Genomic DNA, 18,237 nt, shown 5'->3' on the forward strand with positions numbered 1-18,237 from the left:
GTCCGGTCAGGGTGCCGCGCGGTTCAGAAGGACATGACCCGCTCGACAAACCAGAAGGTTGCCACCGCACCGATCCCATAGCTAATGGCGGTTGCGGTGAAATCTCCGGGGGTGCGCCAGTGCGCGGCGACACGGGGCAGGGCAAAGCGCAGGGTTATGGCGGCGGTCAGGACAACGCCGACAAAGGCCAGCTGACCGGCCTCGACGCCCAGGTTAAAGGCTAGCAGGGCGGTTGAAATATCCTGTTCCGGCAAGCCGATTTCGCGCAGGGCTCCGGCAAAGCCCAGCCCGTGCAGTAGGCCAAAGGCGAACGCGATCAGCCAAGGGTAGCGTTCGGACAGGCGCATTTCACCGGCACTGGACTTGAGCGCCTCGACGGCCAGAAACACAATGGACAGCGCAATGATCGCCTCGACCGGAGGGCCGGGCACCGAAAGATGCCCCAGCGCCGCCAGCGCCAGCGTGATGGAATGCGCAAGGGTAAAGGCCGTGATCGCCCCAACCAGACGCCAGAAATCACGGATCAGCACCAGCAGGGCAAAGACGAACAGAAGGTGATCCCACCCTTCGAGGATATGTTCGAAACCCATTGCCAGGTAGCTGCTGAAAACACCCCAGCTTCCTGTCTGCGCCGGGATCAGATGCTCTGGCTGGTCGGGGGTCAAACGGATGGTATCTGTCGCCCCGCTTTGCATCTGAAGGCGCAACAGAACATCAGTGCGCTGACCCGAGAGACCTTCGATAGACACCGTGCCATCGGTCAACCCCTCGGGACAGTCGGCAACCCAAACCGAAATCCAGGCGGATCCGTCGAACAAGGGCTCAGGTCCGGTTTGCGGCGTGCACGTGTTGGGCAGGTGCAGCGCAATGGCCATGGGCTGGCCCGCGACGTCCGGTTTGCGCCAGAACACCTGCCAGGTTTGCGGGGTCAGCTGCCGGATATCCGCAAATCCGGGTTCCAATGCGTGGCCAAAAGCCTGGATGGCAGGCATAATAACCAGCAACAGGGCCAGCAGCAGGCGCTTCATCACTGGTCCAACCTCCGGGCGATGTCGTCCGGCGCAGGTGTGATCAGGTCATATTTTTCCTTCAGCGCATCAAACTGCGCCTCGGACAGGTCGGATTTCAGATTGCGCCGCCAATCGAAAAGAACATCTTCGCGAACGTCCTCAAATGCAGGGAGTTGCGCTGATTCACGGGTGTTGACCCGCACCAGATGATAGCCAAACCCGGACGGGACGGGACCAACCCACTGTCCCACGGGCAAGTCGTTCAGCAGGGCATGGAATCCACGCCCCATAGTGGCATCAACCTTCTGCGCCGGGCTAAGCGGCAACGCGGCCGGCAACAGGCTTGGCCCGGCAAATTGCGCCGGGTCCGCGCCCCCGTTCAAGGCGCCCAGCATTTCGTTGATCTGAGCGCTCTCGGGCGTTGATCCCACCGCGACCTGCTCAAAGGCCACCCGTTCGGGCAGCAGGAAACGCTCTTTGTTTTCGGCCAGATGTGCCTGTAGGGCCGCGTCGTCGGGTTCCGAAGCTTGGGCCAGCGACAGGGTCAGAAACTCCATCTTTTGCGCCAGCCGGTTGCGGACGATGCTGTCGCCCCGGTCCAGGCCAAGCGCGCGGGCTTCACGCACCAGAACCTCTTGCCGTAAAAAGGCCTCTTGCAGCTCGGCCAGTTCCTCAGGTGCGGGTGGGCGTTGCCATGTTGATTGGAACTGGTCGATCAGGCGATTTATGTCCTGCATGTCGACAACGATCTGGTTTCCGCCATCGGGCGTAGACGGCGACGGATTGAGATAGCTGAACCAGCCGAAGATCGCGACGCCCAGCAGGAAAAAATGAAACAGGGGTTCTTTGAGAACGGACATGCGGGACCACGTTTATTAGGGCTGTCGGGGCAGATGCAAATCACCGGCCCACTCAGGTTAACTTGGTGTGTACCAGATTGGTGATGTATAAGCGCGATCCTGCACCGACGCCGGAACGTCGTCTGGCACCGAGACCCCGAACACCTTTGCGTCGTAGGTTGTCCAGCGCGGTGTCGGAATCTCGATCACGCGCACATAGTAGAATGCGTGCTGGTTCGGGTCGAAGTTAGGGTCCATCCAATAGGCGCCCAACACCGTTGCGCCGATCGCATTGGTGTAGGTTGCATTTTCCGGATCGACGGTATTGCCGACGGGGGCATCGCAGCGATGATCCGCCGCTGGGCCGCGATTGCCCGCGCAGGCAATGTCATAGATGGCCTCATGCGTGTTACCCTCGGCATCCAGCCATCCTTTGACGACCTGCACACGGTCCAGATTGGCGCCGTCCGGATCACGCAGGGTGCGGATCAGAAAGCGTGGCGCCTGACCGTCCGCGGGGGCTGTCAGATCACCCCCCATAGGGACGCCTGCCGCATAGCCACGGGCCGCGAAATCCGGGCGGGTCAGGTCTTCTTCGACAAAATCATAGCCAGCAAACACACGCACGCGCAGGCGGGTGCCGGTGGTCGCAAAGACTTCGCGCCGCTTCATCGCGTCCCAGATCGCTTCGCGGGTGTTTTCGCGGGCCCAGACTGCGGCCAGACCCGACGCCGAACTGTAAGCAGCCGTGATGTCGTCCGATGGGTCATCCGGCGTCAGCGCCCCGGTAATGGCTTCTTCCATGCGGATGGGATCATTGGTGGGCTCCAGCGCGGAAACCTTGCCGAAAAAGTTATCCTCGGTGGATGTGGCAAGGCCGGTGTGGCTGTCGGTTGACCCTACCACGCCGATTTTAAAGGGATTTCCGCCCAGATCGCGTTGATAGGCCAACCCACGTTTCAACGCTTCGCGCGCATATTCGCGCGGCAGCATGTCGGGGGTCTTGAGCTGCGTTCCAAAGCTGCCCTTGTCCCAGGTTTCGAAATCAGCGAACTCGTCTTCAGGTGACAGGAAAGGATGTGCCTCACCGTCGCCTTTCATCTGGGTGACCTCATAAATCGGCTCCCACCTTTGGCGACGGGCGGCGTAGTCCGCGCTGAGCGGCTCACCCGACAAGGTGACGTCATCGAACATCAAGCCGTTGGACAGGTTGCCGTTATGGGCCAGCGCCAGAACCTGACCGCCGGTCTTGTCTTCATAGCTCTGCAGCCAATCCCAGAGCTTTTCGGGATCTTCCGTATCATATGAAGACAGGGGAACGATCTGATCCGCCATGTCCTTGCCGTCACGGAAAATGACGTTTCGGTGCAGGTTGTTTCCGGTGGGCGAGCTTGTCCACTCAAAGCCGATGAAGGTTGTAAACGCGCCGGGTTGATAGTGGCGCTCGGCAGCCTCGGTGGTTTTAGCCCAATAGGTTTCGGCCAGACCAGTTCCGGCCATAGGGTCGGTTGCGCCGGGTATGTTCACCTCGCCGAACCAGATACCATACGCTTCGAGAACGGCGTCCATCGTTCTTGGCTCAAAAGCCTCGGCGATCGAGCGGCTCCAATCATTCGATTGCATCACAGGATCGCCCGAGTTCAGCGCGGTGGGAAGGCCCAGATTTTCGGCGTGATCCGTCACCACCATCCAATCCAGCGGCCGCTCCAGACGGGCGGGAACCCCCAGAGAGGACGTCACGGCCTCACCTTTGGCAAACCGATAGGCGTCGTCAGGAGACAGGGTGGCCAAAGCCAGACCGGCATCGGCCGAATAGGCCGTATGCAGGTGGGTGTCGCCGAACAATACCTGATTGGGGAAGTCCTGTTCCAGATAGGGCGAATACCCGGCGCTTTCCGGCGGAACCTGGATTGCTTCCTCAGCTGCGACCGGTGACGCCGCAAGAACAAGTGGGATGGTTTTCAGCACATGTGCTCGGCGCATTTTTGCCTCCACTTTCAAGATGCAAACCCAATGGGAAACGACACCGTCATCGGCATCGAAGTCTATTAGCATTCGCATTTTAGAATGGAATTTTCATCGTAGTGCAATGTGCCATTTCCGGCGTGGGCTGAATTCTTGCGGTTGCCTAAGGGCTGGAGGGCAAGCGCCAGGGTTGTTGCCATCGGGTAAGGCTGTTTTTGGTATAAGGGGCGAGTTCTATTTATATTTTACCCTTTGTGTGACCTCCAATCGGATGATGTGTCGCTTCGTTCCCATTCTGACCCTTAAACATAACGGTGGACCATTTCACTGGGAGGATGACGTCAACCATGTGATAGGTGCCCGCTACCGCTGGTGCTTGCCTGAAGGATAACGCATCACGAACGGAACGTGCTGATTGGTCTGCCAAATTCTTTGGTGAATGAGCGACCCAGCGCTGACGCGCAGGAGAACCCGCATCGCAAAGCGATCTGTTCTGTGCTCAGGCGCGTTTCCTGCGCCAGGTATCGCGCGTGCTGCAGGCGATAGAGCTTGTAGTATTTTCCGGTCGTCATCCCCAGCTCTTGCGCGAAGGCCCGGTTCAGGGTCCGTTCTGACAACGAAACACGTTCGGCCAGTTCGAATGTGGTCAGGGGGTGTTCGACATTCTCTGCGATGATGTTGAGCGCATTCAGCAGTTTGGGTGATCCGCGGTCGCGCAACCAGGCAGCGCCGCGCTGTTGATCCTTTTGGCGGGCGGGATCGAAAAGGAACATGCTCGACGCGTCAAATGCCGCTGCCGGGCCAAACGTGTCCTGTATGAGTTCAAGAACCATTTCCAATGCTGTGCTGGCCCCACCGCATGTCATGAACGGCCCCGACCGCACAAACCGGGCGTTGGAAACATCCACGTTTGGAAAGGCCTCCTCGAATGCATCCAGCTCCTGCCAGTGGATGGTTGCGCTATGGCCGTCCAAAATCCCGGCTTCGGCCAGCAGCCACGATGCCGTATCCAGCGCCAGCACACGCCGCGCGTTGCGGGACGCCACTCGGATCATTGAGACCAGTTCCCGGGTGATCTGCTCGCGCACACTGTAGCCGGCCACGATGACAAGCGTGCCTTTGGTCTTTTCGGGGTCAAACTGTCTGTCCGGCGACAGTTTCAACTTGCTTGAGCTGGTCACGGTCAGGCCGTCCAGAGTTGTGACCTCCCAATCCAGACTGGCGAACATCGCGCGCATTTTGACGTCGCGCAGAGGTTCCAGCGCGCTGGCCAGAACCATGTTCGAAAACCCGTCCAGCAGCAGGAATTCGAACTTTTCATGTGATTCTGACGACAAATGTATTCCTCCTGACGAAAATTGTATCGTTTCCGCCGGAAAGTTGAAAGTAGCTTCGCGTCAATTCGTCACCAGACGATTCACACTTTCTGCCGACCGGAGGCCTGTTTCACCATGCTGGATGCTGACCTTCTCTGGACACCCAGTGTCGAACAAATCTCGCAAACCCGGCTTGCCGCGTTTCGCGACCTTGCAAGCCAGCAGGCGGGAAAGGCGCTTGACGCCCACGCGGATTTGCATCGCTGGTCGGTGGATGAGCCCGGCGCATTCTGGCGTCTTGCATGGAAGTTCTGCGGTCTGGTCGGAAAGGCAGGGGACACGACGCTGATCCCCGACGCCGATCCTCTGAATGTCCGCTTCTTTCCCGAGGCACGTCTGAACATTGTCGAGACTTTTCTGAAGAACTCCGACGACCGTGATGCCATCATCTTCTACGGTGAAGACGGTCGCCGCCTGCGGTGGAGCCGCGCCGAGCTGAAGCAGGAAGTAGAGCATTTGGCCACCGCTCTGAAAGACGCGGGCATTGTCGCGGGCGACCACGTTGTGGGCTATGTCCCGAACATGCCGCAGGCCGTGGCGGCCATGTTGGCGACGGCGTCGTTGGGGGCGGTGTGGTCCTCTTGCGCGCCGGAAAGTGGGCCGGACGTGGTCGTGGACCGTTTCGGCCAGATCGCACCGAAACTGATGTTCGCCGCCGACGGCTATTTCTACAATGGCAAGGTTTTTGAAACCCGTGAGGCCATCGCCACGGTCGTCTCCCGCGTGCCGACGATCGAACAGGTCATCGTCTGGCCCTATGCAAAGGACGGGGCTGACCTGCCCGAAGGCATGACCGCCTATGACAGCTTCAAGCCCACTGACGCGCCCACGCTGAACTGCCGTCCGATGGGGTTCCGCGATCCGCTTTACGTGATGTTCTCGTCCGGCACGACGGGCAAACCGAAATGTATCGAGCATTCGGGTGGCGGCACCTTGCTGCGTATGCTGGTCGAACAACAGTTGCATTGCGACCTGCACGCAGGCGACCGGATGTTCTATTACACCACCTGCAACTGGATGATGTGGAACTGGCAGGTTGCCGCGCTGGCCTCTGAGGCGGCTATCATCCTGTTCGATGGCAATCCGGCCTATCCGGGTATCACCCGCCTGTTCGACCTGGTCGAGGCGGAACAGGTCACTCATTTCGGTATTTCGGCGAAATTCATTGATGCCGTGCTCAAACGCGGTGTTCGGCCGGTCGACAGTCACTCTCTTCCTTTCCTTCGTGTAGTGCTGTCGACCGGTTCGCCCTTGTCTCCGGACGGGTTTGACCATGTGTACCGGGACTGGAAAGCAGATGTGCAGCTGGCCTCGATCTGCGGGGGCACGGATATTCTGGGCTGTTTCATCGGCGGCTGCCCCACGCTTCCGGTGCATAAGGGTGAGATTCAGGCCCCGATGCTGGGGCTGGACGTGGCAACGCTGGACAGTAATGGCAACCCGGTGGCAGGAGTGGCCGGAGAGCTGGTGTGCCGCAATGCACATCCGTCGATGCCGACACGCTTCCTGAACGATCCGGGACAGGCGCGGTATCGCTCCAGCTATTTCGAGATCTACCCTAACATCTGGCGGCAGGGCGACTTCACCATTCAGACGGGCCAAGGTGGTTATGTCGTTCTGGGCCGGTCGGACGCAACGCTGAACCCCGGCGGCATCCGGATCGGCACCGCCGAGATATACCGGCAGCTGGACAAGATCGAACAGGTCGAGGACTCGGTCGTTGTCGGCCAGAACATCAGCAATGATGTGCGCGTCGTCCTGTTCGTGACCACTCCCACGGATGTGACCCTTGATTGCGAATTGGTGTCCCGGATCAAGTCCGAAATCCGCACCAACGCCTCACCGCGGCACGTTCCTGCAAAGATCATCAAAGTCGCGGATATCCCGCGTACGAAATCCGGCAAAACCGCTGAACTGGCCGTGCGGGATGCCGTCAACAACCAACCCATCCGTGACCTGACCGGCCTGATCAATCCCGGCGCGCTGGCACAGTTCACGGACCACCCTGACCTTAAATGCTGATCGAAGGATACTCATCATGCCTCTCGCAATGAATCGCGAAGTTTTCATCACCTGCGCCGTGACCGGTTCGGGCGGCACTCAGGACAAATCCCCCCATGTTCCGCGCTCTCCCGAGCAGATCGCGAACTCGGCCATCGATGCGGCCAAGGCGGGTGCTGCCGTTGTGCACTGCCACGTGCGTGATCCCGAAACCGGTGCGCCGTCGCGTGATCTGGGCCTGTATCGCGAGCTGACCGACCGGGTCCGCGATGCCGAGGTGGATGTGGTTCTGAACCTGACCGCCGGTATGGGCGGCGACATCGTGTTCGGCTCGACCGAAAGCCCGTTCCCGGTCAACGAGGCAGCGACTGACATGATTGGTGCGACCGAGCGGATGGCGCATATCGCCGAATGCCTGCCCGAGATCTGCACCTTGGACTGCGGCACCATGAACTTTGCCGAGGCCGATTATGTGATGACCAACACCCCCGGGATGCTGCGGGCGATGGGTCAGATGATGACCGATCTGGGTGTGAAGCCTGAAATCGAAGCCTTTGACACCGGCCATCTGTGGTTCGCCAAACAGCTGGTGAAAGAGGGCATTCTGGAACCTAACGCGCTGGTACAACTGTGCATGGGTGTACCGTGGGGTGCGCCGAACGACATCAATACCTTCATGGCGATGGTCAACAATGTGCCGTCCGACTGGACCTGGTCGGCATTCTCGCTGGGCCGCGACCAGATGCCTTATGCCGCGCAGTCGGTTCTGGCAGGCGGCAATGTCCGCGTTGGTCTGGAAGACAACCTGTTCCTGGACAAGGGCGTTCTGGCCACCAACGCGCAACTGGTCGAGCGCGCCGTGACCGTGATCGAAAACATGGGCGCCAAGATCATCGGCCCCGACGCCGTGCGTGAAAAGCTGGGCCTGACCAAGCGCGCACCCATCGCCAAGGGCGTTGCGGCATGACGCAACGCGTTCTCGTAACAGCAGGCGCGGCTGGAATTGGTCGCGCCATTGCCGAACGCTTTCTTGAAGATGGTTGCCGCGTTGCGATCTGTGATGCAGACCCAACAGCCGTTGCCGAATTTGCGCAAGGCCACCCCGACGCCGTGGCTGCAGTTGTCGACGTGACCTCCGAAACAGGAATGGACGCATTTCTAAGCGGGCTTGAAGTCGATTGGGGCGGCATTGATGTGGTCTGCGCCAATGCCGGCACCGGTGGTCCTGCCGGCCCGATCGAAGACCTTGATTATGACGCCTGGCAACAATGTGTCGCCACCAACGTACACGGGTCTTACCTGACCTGCCGGTGGGCGGCACGGGTGATGAAAGCGCAGAAGAGCGGGTTGATCGCAATGACCTCATCGACAGCTGGCATCATGGGCTATCCGCTGCGCTCGCCCTATGCGGCGGCGAAATGGGCCGTCGTGGGTATGACGAAAACGCTGGCGATGGAGTTGGGACCGTTCGGCATCCGCGTGAACGCGATCTGCCCCGGCGCGGTCGAAGGCGAGCGGATGGACCGCGTGATTGCCAACGAAGCCGCAGCCCGTCGTGAAAGCGAAGACACCGTTCGCGCGTCTTATGTGACCGGCGTGTCCATGAAAACATGGGTCAAAGCGCAGGACATCGCAAATAGCATCCATTTCCTTGCCTCGGAGGCAGGTAACAAAATTTCTGGACAGGTCCTGTCCGTTGATGGCCATACGGAGACACTTGCACCATGACACAAAAAGCAACCATCGTCGGCGGCGGCGTGATCGGCGGAGGCTGGGTCGCCCGGTTCCTGCTGAACGGCTGGAACGTATCGGTTTTTGACCCCGATCCGGAAGCAGAGCGCAAGATCGGCGAAGTTCTGGCGAACGCCCGCCGCGCCCTGCCTGCGCTCTATGACAAGGCGATGCCTGCCGAAGGTACACTGACCTTTCATGACGACATGGGCGAAGCGCTGGCCGGTGCTTCATGGGTTCAGGAAAGCGTACCAGAGCGTCTGAATCTCAAGCACAAGATTCACGCGCAGATTGACGAACTGTCGCCAGCGGAGGCGGTGATCGGATCGTCGACCTCGGGGTTCAAGCCGTCCGAGCTGAACGAGCATGGCGCCCGCGTCGTCGTGGCTCACCCGTTCAACCCGGTCTACCTGCTGCCGCTGGTTGAGCTGGTTGGTGAGGCGGAAACATGCGCCACGGCGTCGGAAATCCTGCGCTCGATCGGGATGTACCCGCTAACCGTCCGCAAGGAAATCGACGCCCATATCGGTGACCGTCTGCTCGAAGCTGTCTGGCGCGAAGGCCTGTGGCTGATCAAGGACGGTATCTGCACCACCGAAGAGCTGGACGAAGTCATCCGCATGGGGTTCGGCCTGCGTTGGGCGCAGATGGGCCTGTTCGAGACCTATCGGATCGCCGGTGGCGAAGCAGGGATGAAACACTTCATGGCGCAGTTCGGCCCGGCCCTGCAGTGGCCCTGGACCAAGCTGATGGACGTGCCCGAGTTCACCGATGAACTGGTCGACCTGATCGCCGGTCAGTCGGATGCGCAATCCGGCCATATGTCGATCCGCGAGCTGGAACGTCTACGCGATGACAACCTGATCGGCATGATGCGCGCGCTGAAGAAGACTGGCAGCGGCGCAGGCGGCGTGCTGAACACGCACGAAGTCACCATGCCGGAACGGGCGATTGATGATCTGCCCGTCACCGTGGATCGCACCATTCCGCAAAGCTGGACCGACTATAACGGCCACGTGAACGAGGCGCACTACCTTGAGGCCTCGGCCCAGGCGACCGACCGGTTCATGGAGATGATCGGCGCGGATGCGGACTATGTCGCGGCAGGCAACAGCTATTTCACCGTTGAAAACCACATGCAGTTCCTGGACGAGCTGCACGCGGGCGATCGGCTGAAAATCACCACGCATGTGCTGCAGGGTGAAGGCAAGAAAATGCAGCTGTTCCATTGCCTTTATGGTGAGAACGGCCAACTGGCCGCCACGGTCGAAACCCTGCTGATCCACATGGACCTGAACGCTCGCAAGACGTCTCTGCCGTCCGACGCCGTGGCTGCGAAACTCGCGACTTATGCTCAGGATCACGCAAAACTGCCTGCGCCTCAGGGTGTCGGTCGTCACGTCGGCCTGCGGGCCTAAGGAACGCATGTGCCGCCTCTTCCTCTCCCCGATTTAGAGACGGCATTCACTGGCGGATCGGGTCAACAGAACCCGATCCGTTTTTTGGGAGACATCCAAACCAAAACATCAATGACAGATCATTGTCAGAAAGGGAGGGCTCGATGGACGAGCAACATCAAAACTCACATCTTGTGGCGAAGGAGGGTTTTTTCACCGGCCTTCACCCGGGAATGGGCATTGCGGCGAAAGGTATGATCGCAGCCTTTGTCATCTTCACCGTCATGAACGTGGAATTTGCAGGCGGTCTGTACAAATCCATTCGCAGCTGGATCGAAAACGGCCTGAGCTTTTACTACATCACGCTGTTTGCCATCGCGTTCTTTTTCTGCCTCTGGCTGATGTTCTCGAAGTTCGGGTCACTGCGTCTGGGGGACGATGACTCGCGCCCAGAGTTTGGGAATTTCAGCTGGGTCGCCATGCTGTTCTCGGCCGGTATCGGTATCGGCATCCTGTTCTTCGGGGTGGCGGAACCGATCTTCTACTTCGACAACTCCCAGGTCTGGGGCTATCCAAACAACCCCCATGCCGATCTGGCGGGCCACACGGAAATGAACATGCAGCGCGCCATTGACGCGATGCGTGTCACATATTTCCACTGGGGTCTGCATGGTTGGGCGCTCTATGTACTCGTCGGACTGAGCCTCGCCTATTTCGGTTTCCGCAAGAAACTGCCGCTGACCATGCGCTCGGCTCTGTATCCGCTTATCGGTGAACGCATTTATGGCCCCTGGGGTCACGCTGTGGACCTGCTGGCGGTGTTCGGCTCGGTCTTCGGGATCGCCACCTCGCTCGGCCTGGGGTCAAGTCAGATGGTTACGGGCCTCAACGTGCTGTTTGGCATCGAAGGAACGACGGCGCTGCAAATCGGCCTGATCGTTCTGGTCAGCATCATCGCCATCGTTTCGACCGTCTCGGGCGTCGGCAAGGGCATCCGTATTATCTCGGAATGGAATATCTGGCTGTCGATCCTGCTGCTGGTGCTGTTTGTCATCATCGGCCCGTTCCAATGGCTGATGGGCTTTTTCGTGACGTCCATGGGTGACTACCTGTGGAACTTCGTTCCGATGGGGTTCTGGGCGGCGTCCTCTGACGAACACATCGCTTGGCAGGGTGGCTGGACCATCTTCTATTGGGGCTGGTGGATTGCATGGGCACCGATGGTCGGCATGTTCATCGCACGCATCTCGCGCGGTCGCACGATCCGCGAATTCATGGTGGGCGTGCTGTTTGTACCGACCGTCATGGTGTTCTTCTGGCTGTGCATGTTTGGCGGCAACGCCATTTGGCAAGAGCTGCACATGGGCGCGGGTCCGGCCTCGGAAAACGGTGCAGGTGTGATTGCAACCGTGCGGAACTGGGATCTGCCCGCCGCGCTGTACGGCACCATCGGCAACCTGGGCGCCACCTCGTGGATGGGCAATATGGAATGGATGGCTTGGCCGATGTCGGCACTGGCGACCATCCTGCTGTTCTCGTGGTTCGTAACTTCAGCGGATTCGGGCACGCTGGTTATCACCACGATGCTTTCGATGGGCGACGACAATCCACCCAAAAAGTTCCGCATCATCTGGGGTGTCGGGATCGGTGCAACCGCGATTGCGTTGATGCTGGCGGGCGGTCTGGCCGCATTGCAAACAGCATCGATCGCTGCAGCCTTCCCGATCTCCTTCGTGTTGATTGCAATGGTATGGGGCCTGATGAAGTCGCTGAACGAGGATCCGTCGGCAGCCCCGATCCAAGAACAGAGTGTTGCGCCTGATGGCACCAGGCTGAAACAAGACCTGCACGCGTGACAGTCTGCGGAATTGAAAACTCCACTGGGCGGCTTCGCCCAGTGGTCAAGGCAACGACTTTGCCCAACCAGCAGCGCTTTCAAATGGTGCGCGTTACGCTGGTATGCGCATTTGATGCGCAAATGCTCCGAAAACGCTCAACTTCGGATGGACGGTGCCCGGCGTTCTCTTTACCAATCACCAGAACAGAAAAAGCACGCGCTTAACGCCTGTGCAGGGGTATCAGAGACCGGAGCATACATTATGGCCCAAGGCCAAACGATTTCTATTCAGGATGCCTTCAACCTGGCGATGTCGCATTATCAGAAGGGCGAACTGAAACCGGCGGCCACATTGTTTTCCGAGATTGTCAAAGCTGCACCGGCTCATGCGCACGCGCATCAGATGGTTGGCCTTACCGCATTTCTGGCAGGGCAGGGGGGCGTTGCTGTCAAAGCCATGCGCGAAGCGGTTCGGCTGCAGCCGAACGACGCCGTGTTTCTGGCGAATTTCGTGGAAATCCTGCGCTCGGCCGGTGAACTGAACGAAGCCGTCGAGATCGGGCACCGCGCAATCCGTCTGGCGCCTGGCAGTGCCGCGGCGCATTCGAACCTCGGCCTTGTTTACTACGACCAGAACAACCTGACCGAGGCCGAAGCCTCGCAACACCGCGCGTTGGCGCTGGACCCCGATTTTGACCGCGCCATCAACAACCTTGGCAGCATTGCCCGCGATAATGGCGACAGGGCGAAAGCGGCAGAGTTTTACCGCAAGGCGCTGCGGATCAACCCGGCCTCGACAGAGACCGCCAACAACCTGATTTCCGTTCTGATCGAGGCCGAGAACCCCTCAGACGCCCGCACCGTGGCCGAGGCTCAGATGCAGCGTACCCCGCAGGATGCGGAATTGCATCGGAATTTCGGCAGGATTTTCCTGCTTGAAAACGATCTGGACAAGGCGGAGGCCGCTTTTCGCAACGCGATTGCGATCGATGGGAAAAAGGCCGAAAGCTATGTGGGGCTGGCACAGGTTCTGTTTGAAAAGAACCATCCCAAACTGGCCTTGATCGAGGCCGAAAACGCCGTGCGCCTTGATCCGGACTGCGCTGTGGCCTTCCATCACGTCGCCATGGCCAAGGCTCATCTGGGCGACCTGACCAGTGCCATTGCGAACTATGAAAAAGGGCTGGAGCTGAAACCGGACATGGCGGCCAGCCTGCTGGCGCTGGGACATCTGGCGCTGGAACAAGGGGACGCTGACATCGCCCGCGCCCGGTTCGAACAGGCCGCTGAGACCGCAGAAGACAAGCTGGGCGCGTTGCTTGCGCTGTCAAAGGTGGACAAGACCACCCCGGACAGCCCGATCTTTCACCAGATGGAAGCGGCTCTGCCCACCGCTGCCGACATGCTGCCCCAGAAAGCGGCGGCCTATCACTATGCGATGGGCGAATGTTACGAGCAGTTGAAGCGCTACGATGAGGCGTTCCGGCAATTTGATACCGGTGCCCGGCTAAAGCGTGGCTTGGTCGACTATGACGCGGCTGAAACGGATGGGTTGACGGACGATCTGATTACCACCTTCGACAGCAAGATGATCGACAGGCTGCGCGGTTGTGCCGTGGACAGTGACCGGCCGATCTTTGTGCTGGGGATGCCCCGATCGGGCACAACGCTGACTGAGTCCATTCTGGACGCGCACAGTAATGTCTTCGGCGCAGGTGAGCTGAATGACATGCAAAACCTGTTCAGCCGCTTGGATGGCAGCCCGGCCACGGTGCCGGAAACTGTCAGGGCCCTATCGGATAACCGGCTGAAACAGCGGGCCGAGGACTATGTTGACACGCTGACCGGGCACGCGCCTTCAATGCCGCACATCGTGGACAAGATGCCCGCGAATTTTCAGCTGCTGGGCCTGATCCACGGTCTGTTCCCGAACGCCAAGATCGTTCACGTCGCCCGCAACCCGTTTGACACCTGCCTGTCTTGCTACACACGCTTGTTCGAGCGCAGTCAGCTGCACAGCTATGATCTGGTCGAATTGGGACGCTACTTTAACAACTATGTGCGCCTCATGAACCACTGGCACGACACGCTGCCCGAAGGCACGTTTCTGACGGTTCACTACGAAGCATTGGTCGATGATATCGAAGCCCAGACCAAGCGCCTGTTGGACTATTGCGGGTTGGACTGGGACAGCAACTGTCTTGACTTCCACGCTCGCAAACGGCGCGTGCGAACCGCCAGCGTTCAGCAAGTGCGCCAGCCCCTTTACAGGTCATCCAAGGCCAAATGGCTAAATTATGAGGAGCACCTGAAGCCGCTGGTCGAAACGATCGGCGATCTTTCGATAGATTTCTGAGTGTTGCGCCTGCGCGACCGAAGGCGGGGCAGGCGCGCGGAGCATCCTGCAAATAAAGAGAGGGTAGGTCGGTTGATCCGCCATACCCAAAAGCTCATGGTCTGACCGGTTCTGAACCGGTCAGAAAGACCACCGGAGTCCGGCCCGGAAGTTCGGACCCTGCGCGTCGCTGCCAATTTCCTGTTCGGCATTGGCTTCGAACTTCATGTCGGGGACGAATTCGTGCTCGTACCCGATCAGCACACTGCCGCCGGTGAAATCGTTTGAGGCGAAGGACAGGCTCTGTGTGGTCGAGAATACCGTCACGGACGCATCGGAATCGCCCAGATCCCGCCGCAGCACGCCTGACAGCTGACCGACCAAAATGCCGCCGTTGTCCAATGCTCTTTCCACATCGACACCCAAGCGGGCCTCGATCACTTCGGTGGTGCTGTCCCCTACCGTGGCATTGGCCGAAGAACCGGTCTCGGTATAGCCGTCATCCTTCTGACGGGTATAGCGCACATCGCCAAAGCCCATCAGCGAGAACGCGTTGCTGACGTCGAATGGCCGTTCTGCGCCCAGATAAGCGGTCACCAGCGTGCTGTCATACTCGGCATTCGCATCGGCGCTGCCGGTGATTTCGCGGGACCGGTCGGTGGACAACCAGCCAAAACCCAGACCGGCCTCAACCGTATACAAGCCGAACTGACGGCCCACAGAGGCATCCAGATACACGCCATCAGTGTCGAAATCCGTGGTGTCCGTATCCCCGTCCGAGCGGAACAGCCCCAGCCCCAGGGCTAGCGCCAGACCATTGTCCAGCTGCCCGGAATACCCGACGCTGCCGTTGAACAATGTAACATCGGTTTCGGTTCCTGCGTTTTCGAACTGGCGCGATGCGGCGTCGATCATCACATAGGGGCGGAAGGGACCAAAGCTGATGCCCGACACCCGACTGGTTGTCGAGTTGCGCGTGACCTACGCCTGCCCCCCGTAGAAGGCCGCGACATCAGCCGAAGTCACCAGTTCCGAGGAATCGACACTGGCGTAAACCGGGGCCGCACCGCTTTCATTCTGCACGAACCAGACCGAGCTCCTATCCGAAGCCGTGGTGGTAAACACCCCGGATCCCGCGGCGGCGTCTTTGAAGCGGAACATCGCACTGCCGCCGTTGGCATCCAGATTGACTTTGTGATCCCGCACCCGGATCAGACTGCCGACCTTGTCGATGCGCTGGCGGACAAAGTCCCGGTGTTTGTGAAAGCCCCGCCTATGTCTCCCTTGGCCAGAAAGTCCTGGGCCGTGACATTGCTGGTTCCACTGGCGACAGTTGCGCTGATCGCGCCGTTGTTCACGATCTGGCCAGAGGGCCGCACCTGATTGTCCGCCTGCAGACCAACGGCCAGCGCATTGGATGTCGCAGACACCGTGCCATCGTTGGTCAGGGTGCTGGAGTAGACCGGGTCGAGCGTCACGGCGGGGGCCGTGGCCGTGGAAACAGTCACTGAGCCTGTGGACGCGATGCTGTTATCCTCGTCGTTCGAGAAGATCACCGGAGACGTCTGCGGAGTGGAAATCACCTCTGCCAAGGCTATTCCCGACGGCACTGTCCCTATAGATGCCGAGGCCTGAAACGCCGAAGGTGCATTGCTGACAATTCTGCCTTTCCATTTGACAACGCGACCACCTCTGGCAATGCGCGCCTGCACGGACCACCCCCAAACCGCCTGTAGTCACCGATGTCTTCCCTCAAAGACATTTTTTGATTGCTGGCAAGTTCTCTAAGATCGAAGCTCGGCCTAAATGTTGCAAGCTCAGACGATGTAGGCTCTAAGTTCGCGCGCGGAGTGTTAATTGCAGTTTGGCAAGTTTCAAACTGACGTTATGTAGTGAACTCAAATTTATATACTCCAAAGGAAACGGGCACCGTAGGTTGGGGGCTCGACGAAACAATACCCGAAGGCTGAGATTTCGATGTCCGAGTTGACCGGGTGGACAACCAAGCGATGTGATGAAGTTTTAAACCCGTTTACGCACCTCACGCTGGCAGGCAGTGGCGTTGTAAAGGTCCTAAACGTGGCCTCTCACATGAACAGCGCCGCCGTCACTATGTGGCTGTTTGCTCACCAGCGGCGTAATGGGACAGAAACATATCCACACAGTCTTCCATCACGCCAGCGGTATCTCGGCGCTCGCCAAGCAAATAAACCGGCCAAAAGAAGAACGCCTTGACCAATGCAAGAAGCTGGCTGGCCGCGTATATAGGGTCGGCCTTTCGCAATGATCCGGCTTCCATGGCACCGGCGATAAGTTGCGTTATCGGGTAATCATGAGTCGTCAGTTCGGCATAAAATGCCCGCGACCGATCAAGATCGCGGAGGAGTTCCGCATTGACCATGCGGTTCAATCCCAACGTCTCTTTGTCGGTGATCATCACGACATACTGTTCAAGCGCGTTTACAAGCTGTTCCTTCAGGTCACGGTCGGGATCATAGGGGACCGGGGCCATGACGCTGTTTCGCTCGATCATGATCTGGGCAATCGCATCGAACAAGGCATCCTTGCTTTCGAAGTGATTGTAGAGCGTTCGGCTTGAAACACTGGCACGTTTGGCGATTCTTGTCGTGTTGGCGCCATGAAATCCATGCTCGCGGAATTCTTCAACCGCAGCTTCGATGATGTTTTGTCTTTTGATTTCAGTAAGTTTCATAAGGCGGCCTAATGGGTGCAACTGCGAAGTCGCTGTCAATGCGCATCCAGCACACAATGCGCAGAGTTTTTGATACACCGTTTGATAGCGTCTGACTACCAAGTCTGTTGCCGTGCGCCCCGTGACGTTAAAACCGTTTAAACATCTCTGATTGCTCGAGAAATCGCGACAACGCTGCGGCTGCGCGCGGCCGCTATCACGCGCGGTGTGGGGCTGTCCGAACCCGAATGGTTGTTTCATCAGGGCCAATGGGCCATCCGGATCGTCAGATCGTCAGCTTTTTTGACTTCAGTTCCTGATAGTGCGGAAGGTGATGATCGAGGTATGCGCGCAGTTGCGGCGCGGTTGCGGCCTGGGCTTCAAACGCGTCGATCTGGCGCTGGTGCTCACCTTCCTCGATCGGGCGGATACCGGTCGCCTGGCTCACGTCACCATGCCATCCTTCGACCTGGCCCCAGTCTTTTGGCACATCGCCTTGCCAGTCAAAGGCGTGATCCGCAGGCGCCAGCCCCCACGCGCGCCACAGTGCAGCCATCACACCGCGAGGGTCGTCGCGCATATCTTCGGCCGAAATGACCGGAGCGGCCTGACCAGTGGCTGCCTTGATCCCGTCATACAGCTGTCGCTGCGCCGCGAGCCCGATTTCCTCCTCCGTCACCTCTGGATCCAGCCGGTGGTATGACGCAATCGAGGCCACGGGATCGCGCACCAGAAATCCGTGGGTCAAGCGGTTGAGAAACGCCGTATCTTCAAGAATGTGAGGCAAAACGTAATAGGCCATGTCCTTGAAAAACACCGGACGGGCGTCGGCCCGGGACAGGAGCATGTCGCGTATGTCCTCATACCGCGTGGGATGGCCCTCCTGCACATCGAAATGGGGCATGACACGCCTTTTGCGATGCACGTAATAGTCATACATGAACGGCTCGTGGGCGCAGTCCATATCGCCGCGTTCCCGCATGATCCGCTCGGTCGCGGTGGACATGGATCGGGGATGAGACCAAAGCACGATAATCGGGTGTGTCGCCATGGG

General features: G+C 59.1%; 15 protein-coding genes. 6 read left to right on the top strand and 9 right to left on the bottom strand.

Annotated features, from left to right (window positions below):
* Nucleotides 1–23: 23 nt before the first annotated feature.
* The 4 genes from ACR0KW_RS18720 to ACR0KW_RS18735 form a co-directional block, all read right to left on the bottom strand.
* Nucleotides 24–1,028, bottom strand: a complete 1,005-nt coding sequence (locus ACR0KW_RS18720; protein WP_480806334.1) for a HupE/UreJ family protein — start codon at nt 1,026–1,028, stop codon at nt 24–26.
* A complete protein-coding gene (locus ACR0KW_RS18725; RefSeq protein WP_480806335.1) occupies nt 1,028–1,870 on the bottom strand; it encodes a peptidyl-prolyl cis-trans isomerase in 843 nt (280 codons plus the stop codon). The genes ACR0KW_RS18720 and ACR0KW_RS18725 overlap by 1 nt, the downstream gene beginning before the upstream one ends.
* Nucleotides 1,871–1,927: 57 nt before the next feature.
* Nucleotides 1,928–3,832: a DUF3604 domain-containing protein gene (locus tag ACR0KW_RS18730; protein WP_480806336.1), complete on the bottom strand. Its 1,905-nt coding sequence runs from the start codon at nt 3,830–3,832 to the stop codon at nt 1,928–1,930.
* Nucleotides 3,833–4,209: 377 nt separating this feature from the next.
* Nucleotides 4,210–5,151: a GlxA family transcriptional regulator gene (locus ACR0KW_RS18735; RefSeq protein ID WP_480806337.1), complete on the bottom strand. Its 942-nt coding sequence runs from the start codon at nt 5,149–5,151 to the stop codon at nt 4,210–4,212.
* A 114-nt stretch (nt 5,152–5,265) separates the two neighbouring features.
* On the opposite strand from ACR0KW_RS18735, the gene ACR0KW_RS18740 reads away from it, so the two are divergent.
* The 6 genes from ACR0KW_RS18740 (at nt 5,266) to ACR0KW_RS18765 (ending at nt 14,512) form a co-directional block, all read left to right on the top strand.
* Complete coding sequence (locus tag ACR0KW_RS18740) at nt 5,266–7,212, top strand: acetoacetate--CoA ligase (RefSeq protein WP_480806338.1); 1,947 nt, start codon at nt 5,266–5,268, stop codon at nt 7,210–7,212.
* A 16-nt stretch (nt 7,213–7,228) separates the two neighbouring features.
* Nucleotides 7,229–8,158 carry a 3-dehydrocarnitine:acetyl-CoA trimethylamine transferase BcoG gene (gene bcoG / locus ACR0KW_RS18745; protein ID WP_480806339.1) on the top strand — a complete coding sequence of 310 codons (930 nt, stop codon included), beginning with the start codon at nt 7,229–7,231 and terminating at the stop codon, nt 8,156–8,158.
* The gene (locus ACR0KW_RS18750) at nt 8,155–8,919 is read left to right on the top strand and encodes an SDR family oxidoreductase (protein ID WP_480806340.1); all 765 of its coding nucleotides are present in this window, start codon (nt 8,155–8,157) and stop codon (nt 8,917–8,919) included. Before bcoG ends, ACR0KW_RS18750 begins: the two co-directional genes overlap by 4 nt.
* A complete protein-coding gene (locus ACR0KW_RS18755) occupies nt 8,916–10,340 on the top strand; it encodes a carnitine 3-dehydrogenase (protein WP_480806341.1) in 1,425 nt (474 codons plus the stop codon). The genes ACR0KW_RS18750 and ACR0KW_RS18755 overlap by 4 nt, the downstream gene beginning before the upstream one ends.
* Nucleotides 10,341–10,483: 143 nt before the next feature.
* Nucleotides 10,484–12,175: a BCCT family transporter gene (locus ACR0KW_RS18760; RefSeq protein WP_480806342.1), complete on the top strand. Its 1,692-nt coding sequence runs from the start codon at nt 10,484–10,486 to the stop codon at nt 12,173–12,175.
* A 243-nt stretch (nt 12,176–12,418) separates the two neighbouring features.
* Nucleotides 12,419–14,512, top strand: a complete 2,094-nt coding sequence (locus tag ACR0KW_RS18765) for a tetratricopeptide repeat-containing sulfotransferase family protein (protein WP_480806343.1) — start codon at nt 12,419–12,421, stop codon at nt 14,510–14,512.
* 120 nt (nt 14,513–14,632) lie between these two features.
* Here the strand turns inward: ACR0KW_RS18765 and ACR0KW_RS18770 are convergent, their stop codons facing one another.
* The 5 genes from ACR0KW_RS18770 to ACR0KW_RS18790 all read right to left on the bottom strand — a co-directional run bounded on the left by ACR0KW_RS18770 (nt 14,633) and on the right by ACR0KW_RS18790 (nt 18,234).
* The gene (locus ACR0KW_RS18770) at nt 14,633–15,445 is read right to left on the bottom strand and encodes an autotransporter outer membrane beta-barrel domain-containing protein (RefSeq protein WP_480806344.1); all 813 of its coding nucleotides are present in this window, start codon (nt 15,443–15,445) and stop codon (nt 14,633–14,635) included.
* A 27-nt stretch (nt 15,446–15,472) separates the two neighbouring features.
* Nucleotides 15,473–15,697: a hypothetical protein gene (locus ACR0KW_RS18775; RefSeq protein WP_480806345.1), complete on the bottom strand. Its 225-nt coding sequence runs from the start codon at nt 15,695–15,697 to the stop codon at nt 15,473–15,475.
* Nucleotides 15,698–15,702: 5 nt separating this feature from the next.
* Nucleotides 15,703–16,083 (bottom strand): hypothetical protein, encoded by a 381-nt coding sequence (locus tag ACR0KW_RS18780; RefSeq protein WP_480806346.1) that lies wholly within the window; start codon nt 16,081–16,083, stop codon nt 15,703–15,705.
* A 518-nt stretch (nt 16,084–16,601) separates the two neighbouring features.
* The gene (locus ACR0KW_RS18785; protein WP_480806380.1) at nt 16,602–17,444 is read right to left on the bottom strand and encodes a TetR/AcrR family transcriptional regulator; all 843 of its coding nucleotides are present in this window, start codon (nt 17,442–17,444) and stop codon (nt 16,602–16,604) included.
* 25 nt (nt 17,445–17,469) lie between these two features.
* Nucleotides 17,470–18,234: a sulfotransferase-like domain-containing protein gene (locus tag ACR0KW_RS18790; protein ID WP_480806347.1), complete on the bottom strand. Its 765-nt coding sequence runs from the start codon at nt 18,232–18,234 to the stop codon at nt 17,470–17,472.
* Between the last annotated feature and the right edge of the window lie 3 nt (nt 18,235–18,237).

Source organism: Ruegeria sp. CG11 (assembly GCF_056537245.1).

Excerpts from the sequence above, each read along its gene's own strand:
- ACR0KW_RS18755 (WP_480806341.1), top strand. The coding sequence starts at position 8,916 with ATGACACAAAAAGCAACCATCGTCGGCGGCGGCGTGATCGGCGGAGGC.
- ACR0KW_RS18790 (WP_480806347.1), bottom strand. The coding sequence starts at position 18,234 with ATGGCGACACACCCGATTATCGTGCTTTGGTCTCATCCCCGATCCATG.
- ACR0KW_RS18760 (WP_480806342.1), top strand. The coding sequence starts at position 10,484 with ATGGACGAGCAACATCAAAACTCACATCTTGTGGCGAAGGAGGGTTTT.
- ACR0KW_RS18730 (WP_480806336.1), bottom strand. The coding sequence starts at position 3,832 with ATGCGCCGAGCACATGTGCTGAAAACCATCCCACTTGTTCTTGCGGCG.
- ACR0KW_RS18740 (WP_480806338.1), top strand. The coding sequence starts at position 5,266 with ATGCTGGATGCTGACCTTCTCTGGACACCCAGTGTCGAACAAATCTCG.
- ACR0KW_RS18725 (WP_480806335.1), bottom strand. The coding sequence starts at position 1,870 with ATGTCCGTTCTCAAAGAACCCCTGTTTCATTTTTTCCTGCTGGGCGTC.
- ACR0KW_RS18720 (WP_480806334.1), bottom strand. The coding sequence starts at position 1,028 with ATGAAGCGCCTGCTGCTGGCCCTGTTGCTGGTTATTATGCCTGCCATC.
- ACR0KW_RS18765 (WP_480806343.1), top strand. The coding sequence starts at position 12,419 with ATGGCCCAAGGCCAAACGATTTCTATTCAGGATGCCTTCAACCTGGCG.
- bcoG (WP_480806339.1), top strand. The coding sequence starts at position 7,229 with ATGCCTCTCGCAATGAATCGCGAAGTTTTCATCACCTGCGCCGTGACC.
- ACR0KW_RS18785 (WP_480806380.1), bottom strand. The coding sequence starts at position 17,444 with ATGAAACAACCATTCGGGTTCGGACAGCCCCACACCGCGCGTGATAGC.
- ACR0KW_RS18750 (WP_480806340.1), top strand. The coding sequence starts at position 8,155 with ATGACGCAACGCGTTCTCGTAACAGCAGGCGCGGCTGGAATTGGTCGC.